Below are 19,833 nucleotides of genomic sequence, written 5' to 3' on the forward strand. Positions count from 1 at the left end.
ATCAAGGTGTTGTTTGGTTCAGAGAACTTACTTGACGGCGGTTTTGGAGCCGTCAGCGTGCCAGTTGTAAACCACGAAGGAGAACTGCTTCAGGTCGCCTTTAGCGTCGAACTCCAGTTTGCCGGTAGTGGTGTCGAAGGCGTTGCCGCGCATGTATTCAGCCAGCTCGTCCGGTGAAACGGAGCCGGTCGCCTTCATGGAATCGGTCATTACCTGCAGGGCGGAGTAAGCCGGGAATACGAACGGACCGGTCGGGTCTTCACCCTTGGCCTTGAATGCCGCTACCAGCTTCTGGTTTTCCGGGTCCTGGTCGAAGCTCTGCGGCAGGGTTACCAGCAGGCCTTCGGATGCTTCACCGGCGATCTTGGAGATATCCGGGTTACCCACGCCTTCCGGGCCCATGAACTTGGCACCGAAGCCTTTCTCTTTGGACTGACGCAGGATCAGGCCCAGTTCCGGGTGATAGCCGCCGTAGTAAACGAAGTCGACGTTTTCTTTCTTCAGCTTGGCGATCAGCGCGGAGAAGTCTTTGTCGCCAGCGGTGACACCTTCAAACATCACCGGCTTGATACCCGCCTTTTCCACTTCGTTCTTCACGGAGGTGGCCAGGCCTTCGCCGTACTGTTGCTTGTCGTGGATGATCGCCATGCGCTGCGGCTTGACGGAGTTGATAATGTAGCTGGCTGCGAACGGGCCCTGCAGGCTGTCCAGGCCGATGGTGCGGAAGATCAGCTGGTGACCTTTCTCAGTGATGGTCGGCGAGGTGGAAGCCGCAGTGATCATCAGCACGCCTTCTTCCTCATAGATGTCGGACGCCGGCTCGGTCGAGCTTGAGCACAGGTGACCGATCACATGCTGGATGCCGTCGTTGACGATCTTGTTGGCTACCGCCACCGCCTGCTTCGGATCGCAGGCATCATCGTAGATTACCCCTTCCAGCTCCATGCCGTTGACGCCGCCGGCTTTGTTGATCTGTTCGATCGCCATCATGGCGCCGATCTTCTGCATGTCGCCGTACTGGGCTACCGGACCGGTGGCCGGACCTGCGATACCGATCTTCAGTGTGTCCGCCTGTGCCATGGCGGCTGTGCCCATTACTGCCAGTGCGACTGCTTTCAGCGTCGTTTTCAGTGTTTTCATCAATCTGCCCCTTAGAAGAGTGGATTCCGTTGTTGTTCTTTGTTTTAGAAACCATATTCGGAGTCTTTCAAGCGCAAACACTACCGTTACCCGAAAGTTGAATCAATGCCCAAATTTCAATTGCTTAACAAGGATTTCTATTAGCAGTTGCTGATTGATTCGGGCCTGTGCGCGTAAGTGATTACTACGGCGCTGGTTGGCCTGCATCAAACCGGGCTATCAATACCGTCTATCGGACGGCGGGTCTGCGTCAGGTTGGCTTCTAATCAACTGATATTAATAACAAATCTAAGCTTAGAATAGTTTTGTTCGTTAAATTGACAATTTTCGTCTCTGCGGGCTTTTGGCGGAGAGTTGTAGCCGCTTGCTCCGAGGGCGACATCCATGGATTAAGCCAGACCCGTCGCGGTCGGTACCCAAAGGGCATGCCAAGCCCGCGGCTACCTGTTGCCTGTCGTAGCAGCCCACGCTCCTCTCTGCGGGCGACTGCCATGTAGCAGCGGCCGGTCACCTGCTCTACGCTGAACAATGCCCCCAGTGGGCAGATAGATCTTATCGTGCCGACGGGACAAGGAGATCATCATGGTGCAGCACGCCGCAGACCGGATTCCGGAATATCTCAATCCACACAACTTCACCAGCCTGCCACAACTACTGGATTACCTCAGCCAGCGCTATGGCGAACGGCCAGCCTTTACCAGCTTCGGGCAGACCCTCAGTTTCCGGCAGCTGGACCGGTTGTCGGCGGCGTTTGCCGGTTACCTGCAGCAGCAGACCTCGCTGGAACCGGGTGACCGGATAGCGATTCAGCTGCCCAACCTGATCCAGTATCCGGTGGTGTTGTTCGGTGCGCTGCGCGCCGGGCTGGTGGTGGTCAACACCAACCCTCTCTACACCCCAGCCGAGATGCGTCACCAGTTCCGCGACGCCGGCGTCAAGGCGCTGGTAGTCCATCGCAGCATGGCTGGCAAGGTCGAGGCGATCCTGGACCAGGTGGAGCTGGACTATATCTTCACCACCCAGGTGGGTGACCTGCACGATCCGATCAGGCGGGTGCTGCTGAATGCGGCGGTGAAATACCTTAAGAAGATGGAACCGGCTTACTGCCTGCCGACTGAGCTGCCGCTGCTGGAGGCGTTGAATATGGGACGGAAGTCGCGCTTTCGGCCGATGGATTACCAGCCGGGTGATCTGGCGGTACTGCAATACACCGGCGGCACGACCGGCGTCGCCAAGGGAGCGATGCTGACGCATGCCAACCTGATCAGCAATATGTTGCAGGCCCAACAACTTCTGGACCGGGCGCCGAAAGGCTGGCAGGAGCTGGTGGTGGCACCGCTGCCGCTGTACCACATTTACGCATTCCTGATCAGCCTGGTGGTGATGTCATCCGGTGGGCACAGCCTGCTGATCACCAACCCGCGTGACCTGAACGGTTTCGTGGCCACGCTGAAAAAGGCTTCGCCGACCGCCTTTATCGGCCTCAACACGCTATTTGTCGCGTTGTGCGGCCTACCGGCGTTCCGCGCGCTCGATTTCAGCCGCCTTCGGCTGACAGTATCCGGCGGGATGGCATTAACCCAGGCGGCGGCCGATCAGTGGCATCAGGTGACCGGCTGCCCGGTGACCGAAGGCTACGGCTTGACCGAAGCCTCACCGGTGGTGGCGTTCAATCCGCCCGATGCTGTCCGTTTTGGCACGATCGGCGTGCCGATGGCTGCCAGCGAGGTCAAGGTGGTCGACCAGCAGCATGTGCGGGTCAATGATGGCGAAAAAGGGATGCTCTGTGTGCGAGGACCTCAGGTGATGAAGGGCTACTGGCGCAAACCCAAGGCCACCGCGAAGGCTTTTACCGCCGATGGCTACCTGATCACCGGCGATATCGCGATCCAGGAAGCGGACGGCTACCTGCGTATCGTCGACCGGGCCAAGGATGTGATTATCGTCTCCGGCTTCAATGTCTATCCGGCCGAGGTAGAGGACCGGGTCTGCACCCATCCCGATGTCATCGAGTGCGCTGCCATCGGCGTACCAGACGAACATTCTGGTGAAGTGGTGCAGCTCTATGTGGTGCTGCGTGAAGGGGCTCAATTGGACGAGGCGGCTGTGATCGACTGGTGTGCTGAACATCTGGCACGCTACAAGATTCCGCGCCGGGTGATTGCCGTTACCGAACTGCCGAAGACCAATGTCGGCAAGGTGTTGCGCCGGGAACTTCGTGACCAGGCGGTCCAGTCGAAGGCTGCTGACCAGCAGCGGGCGTCTTAAGTCGTTGACTCGGGCTCTGGCTGCGGTGGATTTGAAATAGCCCGCAGATGTCGCCCGCGGAGCGGGCTGCTACGGCAGGGCACTGTAGCTGCGGGCTTGGCATGCCCTTTGGATGCCGACCGCGACGTATCTGGCTTAGTTCGCGGATGTCGCCCTCAGAGCGGGCTGCTACGCATCGAGCCTGGGGCACCACTGCCACCGCCGCATCTATCCTGCAGAAACACTGGCAAAAAACATTACGCAGATGCGAAATCAGTGGCTGAGGGCAGTTGGGGCTGGAGGAGCCTAGTGGAACAGGAACGCCATCCTGGCATTCCAGTGACGGATCGAGATCAATCCTGCAGATCGGCCTCGAACAAAGACAGCGGTGCGAGTTCCGAATCATCTTCGCTTACCTGATGATCTTCACGATAGGTCTTGGGCGTCATGCCAAAGTGTTTCCTGAACACCCGGCTGAAATAGGACTGGTCCTTGAAACCCACCGCCATGGCGATCTCGAGAATCGGCATGTTCGGCGTCTCCAGCAGTCTTGCTGCCTCATCCATGCGGCTCTTTTGGACATACTCCTGAAACGTGCAGTTGTAGGCTTTCTTGAAGTTACGGCTGAACTGTATCGGCCGCATGTTGCACAGGCTGGCGACCTCCTCCTCGCTGATCTTATCGGCCAGGTGCTGCTGGATGTAGGTCAGCGCCGGCCTGATACCGCGATTCTGGGGCTTGCCGTAGTAGCGCGACTCGATAGGCATCTGCGGCACATTGCCCGGTAGCTGGCAGGTCTCCTCCCAACCCAGGTTATGTTTCAGCTGGGTCATCAGGTTATGGATCTGCCGGTTGATCAGGTCGGCATCGGCCGGCTTCAGGATCAGGTCCCAGACCCTAAGACGTAGTGCCCAGATTGCCAGTGATTCGGAGTGCTGCTCAGTCAGCATGATGATCGGCAAACTCGGGTGGCGGCAACGGGTTTCGCGCAGCAAGTCCAAGCCACCCCGGTCCGGGTAGTCGAAGTCAAAGCAGATCACGCTGGGCGGACTTCGGGTTTCGTCCAGCAGAGAGCTTTCCGGCTCACCGATTACACGTACGACGAAGTGGCGCTCGTACAGAGGCTTCAGACTGTGGCTGTCGGCTGTTCGGAGATCTACCCAAAGCATGACTGACTTATCCATAGACCCTTCCTGATTCGTTTTTACCTGTTGCCGCTATTGCCGCAAGGGTGTGTATCGCCTGGAGCTCTCAGCCCCTGTCCGTGGGCGCTTTGCTTGTGACTGTGTCGTTTGGTTTACAAGTCCGTTTCATCCCCTTTGCAAAATAATCCTAGAACAACCGCAAGAAAGTCCCAACGCGATGTTGCCGGGGTTCCTATATTCAGGGGGCGTAATTCGTTGACATTTGGGTGCTGCGGCGCCTACCGACGCGTGTAATGAGATAGCGAGGATAAGAAGATGAAAGCATTCAAAACCATGCTGATCGGCTTCCTGAAAGAGGAAGAAGGCTTGACCACCGTTGAGTACGCCGTAGCGGGTAGCCTGGTGGCAGCAGTTACTGTTGCGGCTTTTACAACTCTTGGTGAAAACGTCTGCGGCACGATCAATTTCCTGGCGGACGTTATTAATCCGAACGTTGGCGGCGCCGCAGCTTGGGCTGCATGTTAAGCAGGGATCGAATGGCAACGGAACCTTCGACGCTGTAGTTCCGTAAGGCTCAGGAATGGGCCTGCAATGATGAGCAGAAGAGGGAGGGGCAATGATGTTGGCTTATTTGACCTACGACTTATCTACCGTCCTTCTTCTGCTGATTCTAGTCGTGGCGGTGGTTGCGGATTTACGCAGCCATCGTATTCCTAATCTGCTGACGCTAAGCGCAGTGGTAATGGGTATCGGATTACAAACTTACTTTCTGGAAAGCCGCGGCTTGATGGCTGCGGTTTTTGGGTTGATGGCAGGGCTTGTCCTGTTCCTGCCGCTGTACCTGAAAGGGGCGATGGGCGCGGGGGATGTCAAGCTTCTGGCGGCAATCGGCTGCTTCGTCGGGCCGTTGGCGGTGTTGCTGGCTGCCTGCTTCAGCCTGATTGCCGCAGTGTTTTATAGCCTTGCTCTCATGGCAGTGAAAGGAGAGCTTTTTACCACGCTGCGTCGCTATTGGACGGTGTTTGCTCTGCGGTATTACGTTCCACCCGGTAAGTCGGAGGTTGCGGCGCAGCGAATTCCTTTTGCCGCAGCAATTGCCGCCGGCACTTTAGTGCAGCTATGGCGGAGTGATGATTTGATTTTCTACCACCTGACCAGCCAGGTGAGTTTTCAGCTACAGGCCATGGGAGCCATGGGGGCGCCACTATGAACACCCTACAGCAGACCGCAAATTCCAGTATGGCTGGCAATGGAAAAGCTCCTGGCCAGGGTCGTTGGCAGAGCCTTGCCCCGCGGCCGATGAGCCTGGAACAGACCGGACTCAGTGTCCGTCTGTTGGCAGAACTTTTTGCCAAGCATCTGCAGGATACCGGCGCGATGAGCGCCAAACAGTTGATCCAGAAGGTGGCGTTGGCCGGCCCGGTGATCGATACGGTGATCGGTTTTATGCGCCAGGAGCGACTAGTCGAGGTTTGTGCGCCCGATATGGCAGAAGGGCGTGAGCTGGGTTATCGACTGACGCAGTTGGGCCATGGCTTTGCTCTGGATGCCACCGCACGCAGTGGCTATCTGGGGCCGGCGCCGGTGCCGCTGGAGCGCTATCGCGAAGTGATCGCCGCCCAGTCGGTGCACCAGTTCAAAGTTAATCGTGACCAAATGGAGCGCGGTTTGGTGAATGTGACTCTGCGCCGCGAGATGAAGGAGCAATTGGGGCCGGCATTGAACAGCGGCCGGGCGATCTTCATTTACGGGCCGGCCGGTACCGGCAAGACCTATATCACCCAGAAACTGGCCACCATGTTTGATGATAACTGCCTGGTGCCCTACGCGGTGGCGATCGATGAGCAGGTGATGTCGGTGTTTGATCCGTTGGTCCACCGACTGCTGGACAAGGAGGTCAGCTCTCCGTCAGTACTGTTGGACGAAGGGTTTGATCCGCGTTTTGCGCTCTGCCACCGGCCGGTGGTGATCACCGGTGGTGAGCTGGGCATGGAGATGCTCGAAGTGCAGACAAATTCGGTCACCCGTGAATATGAGGCGCCGTTGCAGGTCAAGGCCAATAACGGCGTCTTTATCATCGACGATATGGGACGCCAGCGGGCGTCGCCGATGCAGATCTTCAACCGCTGGATCGTGCCGCTGGAGGAGCAGGTGGATTACCTCACCTTGCGTTCAGGCAAGCACTTCTCGGTACCGTTCGATCAGGTGCTGATCTTTTCCACCAATATGAATCCAATGGACTTAGCCGATGAGGCTTTCCTGCGTCGTATTGGCCACAAGATCTACTTCGGTTACCTGAATGCCGACGAGTACAGCCAGATCTGGAAACAGGTCTGTATCGAAAAGCAGATTTCGTTTGATCCGGCCCTGCTCAACTACGTGCTGAATCACCTGCATCAGGGGCACAAGATTCCGTTGCGCCCCTGCCACCCCCGCGACCTGCTGGGGCTGGCACTGGACCGGATGCAGTACGAGGGCGGTGAGCAGGAGCTGACATCCCAGCATCTGGATTGGGCCTGGGGAAGCTATTTCGTCAGCCTGAAGGCGGAGCTGGAGATGTCGGTGAATCACATGCAGAACGGAGGGGGCTCAGATGGTCACTCGTAGAACATTCGCCTTGTTATTCCTGTCGGTAACTTTCGCCGTCGCGGCGGCCTGGGTTGCCAATAACTGGATCGCTAATCAACAGGGGACGCAAACAGCTGCTGTTCCAGCTGAGGAAAAAGTACCTGCTGTCGTAGCTGCACTGGATGTCCCCTATGGCCAGACCATAGAGGCGCGGCACGTCAAGATTGTTCAACTGCCGGAAAGTGCGGCGCCGCCCAACAGTTTCACCTCGCTGGATCAGGTGGTTGGCAAGGTGGCTACTCAGCCGTTGCTTGCTGATGAAGTGATCCGAATCGAGCGGATCTCAGATGGAACTGAAGGGGCAACCTTTGCCGCGCTTATCGACCCGAAGAAAAGAGCTTTTACCGTGCGGGTTAATGATGTGGTCGGGGTTGCCGGCTTCCTGCTGCCGGGCAATAAGGTTGATGTGATTGGCACCCGTAAAAATAGCGGCAGTGATCGGGTGATCAGCGAAACCGTGTTGCGGGAGATCAAGGTTCTGGCGGTGGACCAGATGGCCAAGGCCAACAGTACCGATCCGGTGGTAGTGCGGGCGGTGACTCTGGAGGTAAGCCCGAAAGAGGCAGAGAAGCTGGCCAAGGCGCGGGATGAAGGCAGTATCCAACTGACCCTGCTGAACCCGGTACCGGAGCAGATCGCGGTGGTAGAGCCAAAGAAAACCAAGCCGGCAGGTCGCAGTTATTCGCAGCCGAGGGTGATCGTTATCAAGGGAACCGAGTGGCAGCGCAAGAAAGTGCCGATGTGAGTTGTTCGTAGCGGCGGCCCGCTCCGAGGCGACAGTCGGGGGATGGTGCCAAACCCATCGTGGTTCTAGCCCGCTACTAAAGGGGGCTGGTTGTAGCAGCCCACGCTGAGGGCGACAGCCAGGGGAGTGCCAAACTGTCGCGGTCGGAGCCTGCTGCTACAGGGGACAGTGGAATAGCCGAGGAGTGATCATGAGATACCAACAATGTTGCCCGGCGAGGGTAAGTGAGGATCGGTGGCTCAGTACGATCAAATTCTGGATGGGTTTACTGCTGGCATTGATGCTGGTGGTTGCCACTCAACCGGTGCAGGCGGCGACAGAGCGCCTGCTGGACGTCAAAACGGTCAATGTGCCGCTGTTCAAGTCGCGGGTGCTGCAGCTGGATAAGCCGGTGGCGAAGATCTCGGTGGGGAACGAGGAGGTCGCCGATATCCTGGTGATGCGTTCCGGCCAGGTCTATGTACTCGGCAAGGGGATCGGCACCACCAATATCCTGATCTGGGATCGCAATAACCGGCTGATTCAGTCGGTCGATGTTGAGGTGACGCCGGACCTGAACTCGCTGAAAAGCAAGCTGTTCCAGTTGCTGCCGGGCGAGGATGTCCGGGTCAACATGTCGCAGGGGGCGATCGTACTAAGTGGCGAGGTTTCCAACGCCATCGCCATGGATACCGCGATGAGGTTGGCTAACAGCTTCCTGCAGAAACCCAGTAAGGAGGGGGCCAGTCAGCAGGGAGAGGTGATCAACCTGATGAGTGTTGGTGGCTCCCAGCAGGTAATGCTGAAAGTGACTGTCGCTGAGATGTCGCGCGAAATCACCCGCAAGCTGGGCATCAAGTTCCACACCATGTTCTCGGACGATAAATGGACCACCGGTGCGGTTAATGGTGGTGCGACCTTCCCGGACGCGATCTTTGGCGAGGAAGGTCTGCGCACGCCGATCTTCGGTGAGAACGCGATCTGGGGGCCGGTGCTGGATGAGTTTGCACCCGGCGGCTTCGATATTGCCGATAAGGGGCTTTTTACCAGCTACCTGGATGACAAGTTCCTATTCTCGCTGGCGATTGACGCCTCCAAGGAAAACGGCCTGACCAAGATACTGGCCGAACCGACCCTGACCGCATTGTCCGGGCAGGAGGCCGAGTTCCTGTCCGGTGGCGAGTTCCCGATCCCGGTACCCCAGGGCACCGATGGCATCACCATTGAGTTCAAGGAGTTCGGTGTCGGGCTGAAATTCGTACCGGTGGTGCTCGACTCCGGCCGCATCAACCTCAAATTCAACGTGTCGGTCAGTGAGCTTAGTAGTGCAACCAATGTGTTGATTGGTGACGAAGATATCAACCAGTCCTTCCTGGTGCCATCACTGACCAAACGTTCGGCCCGCTCTACCGTCGAGCTGGGTGATGGCCAGACCATCGGTATCGCCGGTCTGTTGAGCGAGAACATGCGCGATGTGGTGAACAAGTTCCCGGGCCTTGGGGATATCCCGATCCTGGGCCACCTGTTCCGCAGCCAGGAGTTCGAGAAGGGGGAGTCCGAGCTGGTGATCCTGGTGACACCGGTATTGGCACAGCCGTTTATCGCCGATGAACTGGTGCTGCCGGGCGATGGCTTTATCGAACCGACCGATGCCGAGTTCTACCTGCTGGGTAAGACCCATCATGTAGTTGGGGAAGACGATCAGCCTTCCGAAACCGGCGATTCCTCCAGTGCTGAATCCACCGAAGGAGGGGCCTTCAGCGAGCCCACCGATATGGCGGCACCACCTGCAGAGCCTGAGGTAGAGGATACCGCAGCGGTAAGTTATGGCGTTGAGGTCGCGCCCTTGAACGGCGGTATGGAAAGCAAGTACGGACACAGTATCAATTAAGAGGTGGCTGCGATGCATAACGTCGGATTTTTCAACAAGGGGCTGCTGTTGGCAGCCCTGATAGTGGGGATTGGCGGTTGCAGTTATGGCAATGCGCCTGGGCCGCAAGCCGGTACAGCGGTGCAGGAACTTGAGCAGCACCAGCGGGTGAACCCGGTGCCGCCGGAATATGCCAAGGCGCCGGTCATGGATGGCCTCAAGGCCCAGAATGTGGTTAACCAGTACCGAGCTGAGACCGGTAACCAGCAACAGATTAACAACGAGATCCACCTGAATATCGGCAATTGAACGGGAGCCCGGCGTAAGGATGCGCAGCAGTCGGGTCCGATATGACGGGGCTAGCCACTGTGCCACTGGCACAGGAGGAATGCACCATGAAACAGATGGCTGATCAGCTGAACCGAGCACTTGGCCGGCAACGGCAGGGTGGTGCTGTCATGGTTTTAGTGGCAATCGCGCTGATCGGACTGCTGGCCGCAACCGGCCTGGCATTGGACAGCGGCCATATGCTGCTGACCAAGACCCGATTGCAGAATGCGGTTGATGCGTCGGCACTGAGCGCCGCCAAGGAGTTATGGGATAACGATGGCGATATGGTGGCAGCTACCGCTCAGGCGATCACCACCCTGGAATCCAATTTTGCTGCGCCGGGTAATGAGGAGATTCAGGACGCTTATGCCGCCGGTAACCTGACAATTGCGGTTGAGTATTCCGATACCCTGGCCCCCTTCACCCCCTCCGCAACACCACCGTTCGTTCGGGTGCGCGTAGAGAATATGGAACTGGTGAGCTGGTTCGTTCAGGCGGTGGGTTTCAATGACAAGGAGGCCGCTGCCAGCGCCGTCGCCGGCCCGTCGGTGGGGCTGGATGCCGGCAGTTGCGACCTGATGCCGATCCTGGCCTGTGGTTGCGATCCGGATGATGCGGGTTGCACACACGGTGAGGTCACCGGTGCCGACGGCGTCACCCGGGATTATCACTTCGGCTATGAGTTTGCCGGCGATAGCATGCAGGCCGATTTTTCCAACGCCCATGTCGTGAAGTATGCCGCCGGTGATTCTGGCGAGCTTGGCGCGGGTAACTTTCGCCTGTTGCGGATCTCCGAAGACCAACAGGGCGGGGCGGATATACGTGAACGGCTGGCGGTTGCCGGTGATGAATGCCTGGCCATTAGCGATGAAGGCGATGAGAGTACCTATGCCGAAACTGAACCAGGCAACACCGTCGGGCCGGTAGTGCAGGGCCTCAATACCCGCTTCTTCGGTAATACCGGCGGCGGACCGGATCTGGGGCCTGAGGCCGTGGCGGATAACGTACCGACCGTGCAGGCAGAGTTTGAGGGGGTCGAGCAGGCTGACGGCAGCGTCGCTGCCGTGCCGAAGAATGGCGCCACGGCCGATCAGTTTTTTGACTATGGCGAATACAAAGCGGAAAGTGCCGCGGTGTGCGTAGGTGGCTGTGATCCGCTCGGCGTTGCTCGGCGCGAGATGGTACTGCCAATCGGGGTCTGTGATGGTGATACCAACGGCCATAAGCCGGTCGAGATACTTGGCTATGCCTGCTTCTTCCTGTTGCAACCTGTCTCCCAGCAGGGGAATCAGGCCCATGTGTTTGGCCAGTTCTATAAGGGCTGTAATACCGCGGGCAGCTTTTCGATGAATCCGCCTGATGACGATTCACCGCTGCCCAGCCAGATCGTGCTTTACCGTGATACCGGTAGCGGAGACTCCTGATGAATAGGTTGATTCGAAGCGTGCCTAGTAAAAGGCAGTGTAGAAAACAGCGGGGCGTAGCGATGGTGGAAGTGACCATCGCGCTGCCGCTGATACTGTTGTTGATGCTGGTAACTGCGGAAGTGGGACGGCTGCTCTATCAGTACAACACCCTGACCAAGGCGCAACGGGCTGGTGCGAACTATCTGGCGCGGAATACTTCCGAGGGTGAGATCCCTGACCATATCGCCAACCCAGAAACCCCCGGAACGAAGGCCAACCAGGCCGCAAATTTGGTGGTGTTCGGCCAGATTGACCCGAACAATCCGCCGGTCACGCCACCGCTTAAACCGGTACTGGAGGGGTTGCAGCTGTCCGATGTCAGTTTCAGCAACCCGGCCGGCACCGATGAGATCGTCGTGCAGGTGAGCTACGCCTTTACGCCAATGCTTTTGACCGAGCTACCGACCTTCTACGGCGACCCGATACCGCTGGAGTTTCCGATCTCCAGCTCGGTAAGCGTCAAGGCACTGAACTGAGGGATGAGTGATGAACTGGAAGAGCGCATATCGACAGCAACGCGGGATAACCTCCGTCGAGTTCGCGATTATTGCCACGGTGCTGTTCATGACGCTGTTCGCGGTGATCGAGTTTGGCCGCCTGTTGTTCGTGTGGAACGTGCTGGATGAGGTAACTCGGCGTGGCGCCCGGTTGGCGGCGGTTTGTCCGGTGACCCAGACCGCCAGCATCCAAAACCAGGCGGTTTTTGGCGGCACCGTGATTCCGGGTTTGGTGGCGGACAATGTGGATATTGAGTATCTCGATGAGGACGGCGGCCCGGTGCTTGATCCCGCAAACCCTGCCAACTTTCCGAATATATTTTACGTACGGGCCAGCATCGACGGTTACACCCACAACTTTATCGTCCCCTGGCTGGGGGCGGCCATAGAAGCGCCCGACTTTTCAACCACCATCCCCAGGGAGAGCCTGGGGGTACATCCGGCAGGTGCCGGTGCAGCCGATTGCAGTTAGGAGGACGGTATGAATGGTGAGCAACGCACACTTGAACTCCCTGCTCTGCAACGGATATCGGGCGGAGGAGTATTTAAGGTTTTAGTGGCCAGCCGGAATAGGGAGGCGCAGCAGTGCCTGTCCGACACGCTGAAACTGATTCCGCAAATCAGCGTTCAAGACCGGATATTGATCAATGGCAGCTCTGATCCGTTGCATGGTAGCGACATATTACCGGATCTACTGGTCTTCCGGCTCACTGAGCACTGGGTTGAAGAGCTGGAGGCGCTACGTAACCGGCCGGCCGACAAACGACCGCCGGTACTGGTGATCAGCGGTGAGGCCGATCCGGCAATTATGCGTCGGGCGATGCAGGTGGGGGCGCGAGACTTCTTTATCGACCCATGCAGGAGTGAGGAACTGGGCAAGGCGGTGACCGAGCTGTATCTGGAATGCCAGCAGCAGGCCAAAGTCGGTTGTGGTCGGATGACTGCGATCATCAATGCCAAAGGTGGTTCTGGGGCCAGTATGTTGGCCAGTAATCTGGCCCATATGTTGGCTGTAGAACGGCATCGTCGAGTGGCGCTGATGGATCTGGACCTGCAGTTTGGCTCGTTATCGCAGTATCTGGATCTGAAGGTGCGTCACGGCATCACCGAGGCGCTGAACAATATCGATGACATGGACCAAGTGGCCCTGGAAGGCTACATGGTCAAGCACAGCAGTGGCTTGCGCATCATGGGGGTCGAGGAGGGACGCCTGATGCTGACCGATGAGGTATCTGGCGAGCGCCTTATGAAATTGGTCAAGCTGATAGCGGAGCATTACCAACATCTAATCATTGATCTGCCACGCCAGATCGACATCAATACCAGCACCATTCTTGAAGCAGTGGATCAGATTTTTGTAGTGGTGCAGCAGAGCCTGACGCATCTGCGTGATGCCACTCGGCTGATGGAGGTCTTGCGTGAGGAGATGGATATCCCCGCCGACCGCATCCACGTAGTGTTGAATCGCTACCAGAAGCAGGCGTCGATCACTCTGGATGAGGTAGGCAAGGCACTGCATCAACCCGTCGATCAGATCCTGACGATTCCCAATGATTTCAAGCACGTTGAGGAGAGCCTGAATCAGGGCATCCCGTTGTATGAGGTGGCCAAGCGGGCGCCGATCAACCGTGCATTGACCGACCTGATGACCACCGTGGAGGGGGAGCCTGAGCCCAATGGTGTGAGTATGTTCGGCCGGCTGTTTGCCAAACTGAGGGGGGTATAGATTATGTCGCTTTTAACTGCGCGTCTGAACCGGCAGAAGCAAGCGGAGGTTACCGAGCAGGCACGGGAAGAAGTTCAGGAGAAACAGCAACGACAGGAATTACAACTCCAGCTTCTGTCACCAGCCGAACGGGAATGTAAAGAGAAGGTCCATCAGGAACTGTTGAAAATGATGGACCTGTCGCTGATCGACAGCATGGAGGAGAAGGAAGCACGTCGGCAGATACAGAGTATCGGCCAGCAGCTGATGGATGACGGCGTTATGCCATTCAGCATGACGGCCCGCAACCGGATTCTTAAACAGGTGGAGGATGAGATCATGGGGCTGGGGCCGTTGGAGCCTTTGCTCGTTGATCCCAGCATCTCCGATATCCTGGTCAACGGCTACGATACCGTCTACGTGGAACGTTATGGCCGCCTGGAGCATTGCCCGATCAAGTTCACCAGCAATCTGCATCTGATGAACATCATCGACCGCATTGTCTCCCGGGTCGGCCGTCATATCGACGAAGCCTCGCCGATGGTGGACGCCCGTCTGGCGGATGGCTCTCGAGTTAACGTGATCATCCCGCCGTTGGCATTGGACGGGCCGCAGATGTCGATCCGCCGCTTTGCGGTGGAGCTGCTGACCATGGATAACCTGATCGAACTGGGTTCGGTGCCGGAGCGGCTGGCACCGGTGCTGGAGGGGATCGTCAAGTCGCGGCTCAATATCCTGATCTCCGGCGGGACCGGTTCAGGTAAGACCACCATGCTGAATATCCTCTCCGGCTACATTCCCGAAAATGAGCGCATCGTCACCATTGAGGACTCTGCAGAACTGCAGCTGCAGCAACCCCATGTGGTACGCCTGGAGACAAGGCCGCCCAATATCGAAGGTCGTGGTGAGATCAGTCAGCGCGAGTTGGTACGTAATAGCCTTCGTATGCGCCCGGACCGCATCGTGTTGGGCGAGGTGCGAGGGGGCGAGACCCTCGATATGTTGCAGGCGATGAATACCGGCCATGACGGCTCGCTGACCACTATCCATGCAAATACACCACGAGATGCGCTAGGCCGTGTCGAGAATATGGTGTCGATGACTGGAATCAGCTTTCCGATAAAGGCGCTGCGCTCGCAGATCGCGTCGGCGATCGACGTAGTGCTGCAGATTGGCCGACTGGAGGATGGTGGCCGCCGGTTGATCAGTATCCAGGAGATCAATGGCATGGAGGGCGACATTATTACCATGTCGGAACTGTTCCGTTTCGAGCGTCACGGTCTGGATGCCGATGGTCGAGTACGGGGCTCTTTCCGTGCGACCGGTATCGTGCCGGCCTTCCATAAAACCCTGGCTGATCGCGGTTATGAACTGCCCATGTCGCTGTTTGAACCGGATTAAAGGAGTGAGTCGCCATGGACTTTAACAATACTGACCACCTGATACTGCTTTTCGTACTGATGGTGTTTATGGCGGTGCTGTTTCTGTCGGTCGGGCTGACCATCCCGGTATTCGGTGAAAGCCAGCGAACCCGAAAAAAGTTGCAGCGTCGACTGAATGAGCTGTTGAGTGAGTCTGACCAGGCACCGATCAGCTCCCTGCTAAGGGAAAAGTACCTGAAAAAACTCAGTCCCCTGGAACGGTCGCTGGAGCGGATGCCCGGTATGGAGTCACTGGCCCGCACCATCGAGCAGTCGGGTCATCGGATCCTGGCGTACAAGCTGGTGTTACTTTCGTTGTTGTTGGGCATCTCATTGGCCGGCGCGATCTGGATTATCAGTAAGCAACCCTGGCTGACACTCGGCTTCGGCGTAGTGGCGATGATGATCCCCTACCTGAAGGTGATAAAGGACCGTAACAAACGGATGCAGCGATTCGACGAGCAGTTGCCGGAAGCGATCGATATCATCAAGCGTGCGGTCCAGGCCGGCCACCCGTTCAGTGAATCGCTGAATTTGGTGGCGGAGGGGCTTGATGGACCCGTATCACAGGAATTCGGTATCACATTTGCCGATCTGAACTACGGTAATGATCTGCGTCGGGCGATGCTGGGGCTGCTGGAGCGGATGCCCAGCGTCAGCTTGATGGCGTTCGTCACATCGGTTCTGATCCAGAAGGAGACTGGCGGTAATCTGGCAGAAATTCTAGATAACATCGGCAAAGTGATCCGCGGCCGGTTCCGCTTTCAGCGCCGGGTTCGTACCTTGTCGGCTGAGGGGCGATTGTCGGCCTGGATACTGATGCTGGTGCCGTTTGGATTGTTTCTGATGATCCACTTCACCACTCCGAAATACCTGCCGGTTCTGGTCGAAACCGAATCCGGCCGAGACTTAATCCTCTATGCCGCGATTGCGGCCGGGATCGGGGTACTGTGGATCCGTAAAATCCTGAGAATCGAGGTATAGGGCTATGGACGTTCTGCTACAGATGATAAGCGAACAGCTGGGCAATGAACGCTATGCCCATATGATATTCGTGTCGCTGTCGGCGGCAGCAGCTCTGATATTTGGCCTGAGTCTGACATTTCTGATCAGCTCGCTGTCGGAACCGTTTCGGCAGCGGCTGCATGCATTGACGAACAATAAATCTGGCCAGAAAGAGAATCAGCCTTCCGGCGATATCCTTTCCTCGATCGATCCACTGACCAAGCACTTCGTACCCACCAAAAAATCGGTGCTGACCCAGGTACGGCTGAGGTTGCTGAATGCCGGTTACCGTTCCCCACATGCATTGAAGAATTTCTACGCCTTGAAGACTTTGTTAACTGTGGGGCTGTTTTTCCTAGGGCTGTATATCACCAGTCTGATGCCGGAGATGAGTTCCGAGCAGATATTCCTAATTGCGGTGATCGGTGGCTTGGCTGGCTACTTGTTGCCCAGCATGGTGTTGGAGCATCTGGCTAAGCGTCGTATCCGCCAGATACACAACAGTTTTCCTGATGCATTGGATATGTTGGTGGTCTGTGTGGAGTCTGGTTTGGGATTGAATGGAGCGTTGATACGTGTGGCGGATGAGCTGGATGTTAGCCACCCTGAACTGGCTGAAGAGCTGAGCCTTGTTAACAGTGAGATCCGCGCCGGTGTTAACCGGATCGATGCACTTAAAGCGATGGCGGAACGCACCGGCGTCGATGATATCAAAGGGCTGGTAGCGCTGATCGACCAAAGTGTCCGGTTGGGCGGCAGTATAGCCAATACCCTGCGGGTTTATTCAGAGGAGTTCCGAGACAAGCGTACACAGCGGGCGGAGGAGGCCGCCGCCAAGATCGGGACCAAGATGATCTTCCCGTTGACGTTTTGTTTGTGGCCGGGATTCTTCCTGGTGGCAGTGGGGCCAGCAGTGTTGAAAGTCCTTGAAGTGCTTGCCAGCAATAGTTAGCTCTTAATTAAGTTTGTAAAGCCAGGCGCACAACTGTTCAGCTGGCACTACACTGATAGCCATGGGCGCAGGGAACCATGGAGGAATGGCGATGCGTAGTAGGCAACGGGTATGGTGCGGGCGTGCTGCCGCAATTGGGCTTGTGACAGTGATGTTGGGCGGTTGTGCCGCCAATGCACCGGATAAGGCGAGTACGGTTGACGACAACGCGCTGTACGAAGGCAAGAGCTCGGTCACATTTAATAACCTGCCTATCGCCAAAACGGTCGAGGATGCGATGGAGTGGGGCGATCAGGCCAGCAACCTTGGTGAGATCGACAAGGCGCTGTTCCTCTATATCCAGGCGTTGGAGCTGGATCCCAAGCATACTGAGGCGTTCTATAAAATTGGCTGGCTGCACTTGCGCCGCAACAGCCTCACCAAAGCCAGCTATGCGTTCAACTCCCTGCTGGCGATCGATGACAGCCATATCCGTGGTCATGAAGCGCGCGGCGTGATTCTGCTACGCCAGAACGAGGCCGAACGGGCCCGTCGTGATTTTATGCGGGCGATGCAGCTGGACATTGAGCGATTGCAACCGGAGATGGCCAATCCTGTTGTAGAAACGACGAAAAGCGAGCAACCAGACGCGGCGGATATTGACCCTGAACAAACTGCTACTGTGCCGCCTGAGCCGTCTCTGAGCGAGCGCCTGGAAAATATGACGGCGGAAGCGATCCGCCAGCTGCCCTATGACCGAAAATCACCTGCCCAGGCGTACAACGGACTGGGGGTGATTGCCGACTTGGCTGGGCAGCACCCGCGCGCTCAGGCTTTTTACGATCTGTCCCTGGCGATCGTGCCGAACGATCTGACCACCTTGAATAACAAGGGCTATTCGCTCTATCTGGAGAACCGCTTCGGCGAGGCTCAGCGTCTTTTCCAGCGAGTGCTTAAAGCCAATCCCCAGTTTTCTCAGGCCTGGCGAAACTTGGGGCTGCTGTATGCGCGTACGGAACATTACAGCGATGCGCTGACTGCCTTGGAGCAGGTTATGGACAGCGCCGAGGCTCACAACGACGTCGGCTATGTCTGTATGCTGGCCGGCAAATATGACCTGGCCGAGTACTACTTCAACCAGGCGCTGAGCATTTCGCCACGCTATTACGCCAAGGCGCAGGATAACCTGAATCAGCTCAAGCGCCTGCGTGAGAAAGCGGTCAGCCAGCGTTAAGGTGGTTAGTCCACTGCGGCCAGCTTTTCCTCTTTACGTTGCGCCATCGCCCGTTCCAGCCGGTCGGTCAATTGGGCAAGGCTCTCACCCGGTTGGCTAGGCTGGCAGCAGCAAGTGAGCTGCAGGGTCGCGCCTTCGTAGAAGGATTGCTGACTACTCAAACGTTCCAGTTTATCTGCCAGTGCTTGCCCGTCTTCCAAGGTGGTATCCGGCGACAGGATAAGAAAACTGTCGCCCTCCCAGCGGCCAAGACGATCCCAATCGTTTAATTGGTCTGCGATCAGCTGTGCGACCTCAATCAGAACCTGATCGCCGACCGAATGTCCAAAATCCAGGTTTATCTGGCGAAACCGGTCTACATCCACCAGGGTCACCGTCAGGGGGCTGTTATAGTTGTTGCGGTGTTCCAGCTGGTGTTGCAGTTCCGTACAAACTTTCAGCCGGTTGCTGGTGGCGGTTAGCGAGTCCCGTTGGCTGAGTTTTTCCAGCCGTTTGTTGCGCTCTTTCAGCCGGTCGTTGGCCTTGGCCAATTGCTGGTTGAAGCGGGCAATGGTTCGATTGCGATAGACCAGAAAGCCGAGGATCAGTGAGCAGACAGCCAGCAACTGCAGAATGATTTTGTAGTTGACCTGTCGTTCCAGCTTGACGGAAAACCAGCGCCGCATAATCTGGTTACTTAACTCCGGCGGGAAGCTGCTGATCAGCCGCTGGAAGATGGTCGCCAGCAGAGGATCGTCCTTACGGATGCCAACCCGGAGCTGGTGGACGAAATCGGTCTCGCCGGCAATTTTCAGATTGCTCAGCCCCTCCTGCTGGATATGGCGGGTGGCCTCCAGCAGTGAACTGACGGTCGCATCCAGCTTGCCTTGGGAAACCTGGAGGAAAGCATCACGTACCGAAGGCACGTAGATCAGCCGAATACCCGGGTAGTTGCGCTGAATAAGTTCTTCGAAGATATAACCTTTGACGATACCCAGCGTCTTGCCGTTCAGCGCCGGGAAACCGGACAGGTACTCGCTGTCGCTACGGGCGACCAGAACGACGGCGGAACTGATATAGGGCTCGGTGAAATTGAGATATTTGGCCCGATTCGGGCTGGCATTCAGCGCTGGTATCAGGTCGCACTCTCCCTGCTGTACTAATTGCAGGCTTTCTGCCCAACTCTCGGTGGGCTGCAACCTGAGCGGGGCCTGCAGCAGTTCTGAGAACTGTTGGATGAAGTCGGCTACGATCCCTTCATGACGGCCCTGTGGGGTGATTCTTCCGAAAGGCATCCAATCCGGATCGACACAGTAGGTCAGCGGGGAGAGTTTGGCCAGGTGCTGCCGTTCTTCGCCGGTCAGCTCGAACGCCTGGGCGGTTCGCCAGGTCTGGGGGGCGAAGGTAAAAACTATCAGCAGGCTGCAGGCGAGTACGCTTGCCTTGGGCATACCCGTTGTCTCCACGATTCACTCCGGACAATACCTTGAGCCTAGTCGAAAAGGAGAGGA

18 protein-coding genes are annotated in these 19,833 nt (G+C 57.1%); 15 read left to right on the top strand and 3 right to left on the bottom strand.

The features are described 5' to 3' along the window. Window positions 1-27: 27 nt before the first annotated feature. Window positions 28-1,140, bottom strand: coding sequence for a branched-chain amino acid ABC transporter substrate-binding protein (locus K6T12_RS03910; RefSeq protein WP_222219662.1), 1,113 nt, complete (start codon window positions 1,138-1,140; stop codon window positions 28-30). 582 nt (window positions 1,141-1,722) lie between these two features. Here K6T12_RS03910 and K6T12_RS03915 point away from each other — a divergent pair. Beyond that, entirely contained in the window at window positions 1,723-3,408 is a 1,686-nt protein-coding gene (locus K6T12_RS03915; RefSeq protein WP_222219664.1) for an AMP-binding protein, read from the top strand. A 332-nt stretch (window positions 3,409-3,740) separates the two neighbouring features. Here K6T12_RS03915 and K6T12_RS03920 read toward each other — a convergent pair whose 3' ends face one another. Then, the gene (locus K6T12_RS03920; RefSeq protein WP_222219666.1) at window positions 3,741-4,571 is read right to left on the bottom strand and encodes a helix-turn-helix transcriptional regulator; all 831 of its coding nucleotides are present in this window, start codon (window positions 4,569-4,571) and stop codon (window positions 3,741-3,743) included. Window positions 4,572-4,847: 276 nt separating this feature from the next. Here K6T12_RS03920 and K6T12_RS03925 point away from each other — a divergent pair, with 276 nt between their 5' ends. The 14 genes from K6T12_RS03925 to K6T12_RS03990 all read left to right on the top strand — a co-directional run bounded on the left by K6T12_RS03925 (window position 4,848) and on the right by K6T12_RS03990 (window position 18,343). Beyond that, window positions 4,848-5,057, top strand: coding sequence for a Flp family type IVb pilin (locus K6T12_RS03925; protein WP_222219668.1), 210 nt, complete (start codon window positions 4,848-4,850; stop codon window positions 5,055-5,057). A gap of 91 nt (window positions 5,058-5,148) precedes the next feature. Then, window positions 5,149-5,742, top strand: coding sequence for an A24 family peptidase (locus K6T12_RS03930; RefSeq protein WP_222219670.1), 594 nt, complete (start codon window positions 5,149-5,151; stop codon window positions 5,740-5,742). A gap of 89 nt (window positions 5,743-5,831) precedes the next feature. Further along, window positions 5,832-7,139 carry an AAA family ATPase gene (locus K6T12_RS03935; RefSeq protein ID WP_255611525.1) on the top strand — a complete coding sequence of 436 codons (1,308 nt, stop codon included), beginning with the start codon at window positions 5,832-5,834 and terminating at the stop codon, window positions 7,137-7,139. Continuing rightward, window positions 7,126-7,905: a Flp pilus assembly protein CpaB gene (gene cpaB, locus K6T12_RS03940; RefSeq protein ID WP_222219672.1), complete on the top strand. Its 780-nt coding sequence runs from the start codon at window positions 7,126-7,128 to the stop codon at window positions 7,903-7,905. The genes K6T12_RS03935 and cpaB overlap by 14 nt, the downstream gene beginning before the upstream one ends. Window positions 7,906-8,164: 259 nt before the next feature. Continuing rightward, the gene (locus K6T12_RS03945; protein WP_255611526.1) at window positions 8,165-9,775 is read left to right on the top strand and encodes a type II and III secretion system protein family protein; all 1,611 of its coding nucleotides are present in this window, start codon (window positions 8,165-8,167) and stop codon (window positions 9,773-9,775) included. A 12-nt stretch (window positions 9,776-9,787) separates the two neighbouring features. Next, window positions 9,788-10,063 (top strand): hypothetical protein, encoded by a 276-nt coding sequence (locus K6T12_RS03950; protein WP_222219676.1) that lies wholly within the window; start codon window positions 9,788-9,790, stop codon window positions 10,061-10,063. An 86-nt stretch (window positions 10,064-10,149) separates the two neighbouring features. Beyond that, on the top strand, window positions 10,150-11,508 hold the full coding sequence (locus K6T12_RS03955; RefSeq protein ID WP_222219678.1) for a TadE/TadG family type IV pilus assembly protein: 1,359 nt from the start codon (window positions 10,150-10,152) through the stop codon (window positions 11,506-11,508). A gap of 62 nt (window positions 11,509-11,570) precedes the next feature. After that, window positions 11,571-12,026, top strand: a complete 456-nt coding sequence (locus K6T12_RS03960) for a TadE/TadG family type IV pilus assembly protein (protein WP_222219680.1) — start codon at window positions 11,571-11,573, stop codon at window positions 12,024-12,026. 10 nt (window positions 12,027-12,036) lie between these two features. Continuing rightward, complete coding sequence (locus tag K6T12_RS03965) at window positions 12,037-12,519, top strand: TadE/TadG family type IV pilus assembly protein (protein WP_222219682.1); 483 nt, start codon at window positions 12,037-12,039, stop codon at window positions 12,517-12,519. A 9-nt stretch (window positions 12,520-12,528) separates the two neighbouring features. Beyond that, complete coding sequence (locus K6T12_RS03970) at window positions 12,529-13,773, top strand: AAA family ATPase (protein ID WP_222219684.1); 1,245 nt, start codon at window positions 12,529-12,531, stop codon at window positions 13,771-13,773. Between the two features lie 3 nt (window positions 13,774-13,776). Beyond that, window positions 13,777-15,153: a CpaF family protein gene (locus K6T12_RS03975; RefSeq protein WP_222219686.1), complete on the top strand. Its 1,377-nt coding sequence runs from the start codon at window positions 13,777-13,779 to the stop codon at window positions 15,151-15,153. Between the two features lie 14 nt (window positions 15,154-15,167). Then, window positions 15,168-16,157, top strand: a complete 990-nt coding sequence (locus K6T12_RS03980) for a type II secretion system F family protein (RefSeq protein ID WP_222219688.1) — start codon at window positions 15,168-15,170, stop codon at window positions 16,155-16,157. Between the two features lie 4 nt (window positions 16,158-16,161). Further along, window positions 16,162-17,130: a type II secretion system F family protein gene (locus K6T12_RS03985; protein ID WP_222219690.1), complete on the top strand. Its 969-nt coding sequence runs from the start codon at window positions 16,162-16,164 to the stop codon at window positions 17,128-17,130. Window positions 17,131-17,215: 85 nt separating this feature from the next. After that, a complete protein-coding gene (locus K6T12_RS03990) occupies window positions 17,216-18,343 on the top strand; it encodes a tetratricopeptide repeat protein (RefSeq protein WP_222219693.1) in 1,128 nt (375 codons plus the stop codon). Window positions 18,344-18,348: 5 nt separating this feature from the next. Here the strand turns inward: K6T12_RS03990 and K6T12_RS03995 are convergent, their stop codons facing one another. Beyond that, a complete protein-coding gene (locus K6T12_RS03995; RefSeq protein WP_222219695.1) occupies window positions 18,349-19,773 on the bottom strand; it encodes a diguanylate cyclase domain-containing protein in 1,425 nt (474 codons plus the stop codon). Window positions 19,774-19,833 lie beyond the last annotated feature (60 nt).

This window comes from Marinobacterium arenosum (genome assembly GCF_019795155.1).
GTDB classification, from domain to species: domain Bacteria; phylum Pseudomonadota; class Gammaproteobacteria; order Pseudomonadales; family Balneatricaceae; genus Marinobacterium_C; species Marinobacterium_C arenosum.

Excerpts from the sequence above, each read along its gene's own strand:
- K6T12_RS03910 (WP_222219662.1), bottom strand. The coding sequence starts at position 1,140 with ATGAAAACACTGAAAACGACGCTGAAAGCAGTCGCACTGGCAGTAATG.
- K6T12_RS03915 (WP_222219664.1), top strand. The coding sequence starts at position 1,723 with ATGGTGCAGCACGCCGCAGACCGGATTCCGGAATATCTCAATCCACAC.
- K6T12_RS03920 (WP_222219666.1), bottom strand. The coding sequence starts at position 4,571 with ATGGATAAGTCAGTCATGCTTTGGGTAGATCTCCGAACAGCCGACAGC.
- K6T12_RS03925 (WP_222219668.1), top strand. The coding sequence starts at position 4,848 with ATGAAAGCATTCAAAACCATGCTGATCGGCTTCCTGAAAGAGGAAGAA.
- K6T12_RS03930 (WP_222219670.1), top strand. The coding sequence starts at position 5,149 with ATGATGTTGGCTTATTTGACCTACGACTTATCTACCGTCCTTCTTCTG.
- K6T12_RS03935 (WP_255611525.1), top strand. The coding sequence starts at position 5,832 with ATGAGCCTGGAACAGACCGGACTCAGTGTCCGTCTGTTGGCAGAACTT.
- cpaB (WP_222219672.1), top strand. The coding sequence starts at position 7,126 with ATGGTCACTCGTAGAACATTCGCCTTGTTATTCCTGTCGGTAACTTTC.
- K6T12_RS03945 (WP_255611526.1), top strand. The coding sequence starts at position 8,165 with ATGGGTTTACTGCTGGCATTGATGCTGGTGGTTGCCACTCAACCGGTG.
- K6T12_RS03950 (WP_222219676.1), top strand. The coding sequence starts at position 9,788 with ATGCATAACGTCGGATTTTTCAACAAGGGGCTGCTGTTGGCAGCCCTG.
- K6T12_RS03955 (WP_222219678.1), top strand. The coding sequence starts at position 10,150 with ATGAAACAGATGGCTGATCAGCTGAACCGAGCACTTGGCCGGCAACGG.
- K6T12_RS03960 (WP_222219680.1), top strand. The coding sequence starts at position 11,571 with ATGGTGGAAGTGACCATCGCGCTGCCGCTGATACTGTTGTTGATGCTG.
- K6T12_RS03965 (WP_222219682.1), top strand. The coding sequence starts at position 12,037 with ATGAACTGGAAGAGCGCATATCGACAGCAACGCGGGATAACCTCCGTC.
- K6T12_RS03970 (WP_222219684.1), top strand. The coding sequence starts at position 12,529 with ATGAATGGTGAGCAACGCACACTTGAACTCCCTGCTCTGCAACGGATA.
- K6T12_RS03975 (WP_222219686.1), top strand. The coding sequence starts at position 13,777 with ATGTCGCTTTTAACTGCGCGTCTGAACCGGCAGAAGCAAGCGGAGGTT.
- K6T12_RS03980 (WP_222219688.1), top strand. The coding sequence starts at position 15,168 with ATGGACTTTAACAATACTGACCACCTGATACTGCTTTTCGTACTGATG.
- K6T12_RS03985 (WP_222219690.1), top strand. The coding sequence starts at position 16,162 with ATGGACGTTCTGCTACAGATGATAAGCGAACAGCTGGGCAATGAACGC.
- K6T12_RS03990 (WP_222219693.1), top strand. The coding sequence starts at position 17,216 with ATGGCGATGCGTAGTAGGCAACGGGTATGGTGCGGGCGTGCTGCCGCA.
- K6T12_RS03995 (WP_222219695.1), bottom strand. The coding sequence starts at position 19,773 with ATGCCCAAGGCAAGCGTACTCGCCTGCAGCCTGCTGATAGTTTTTACC.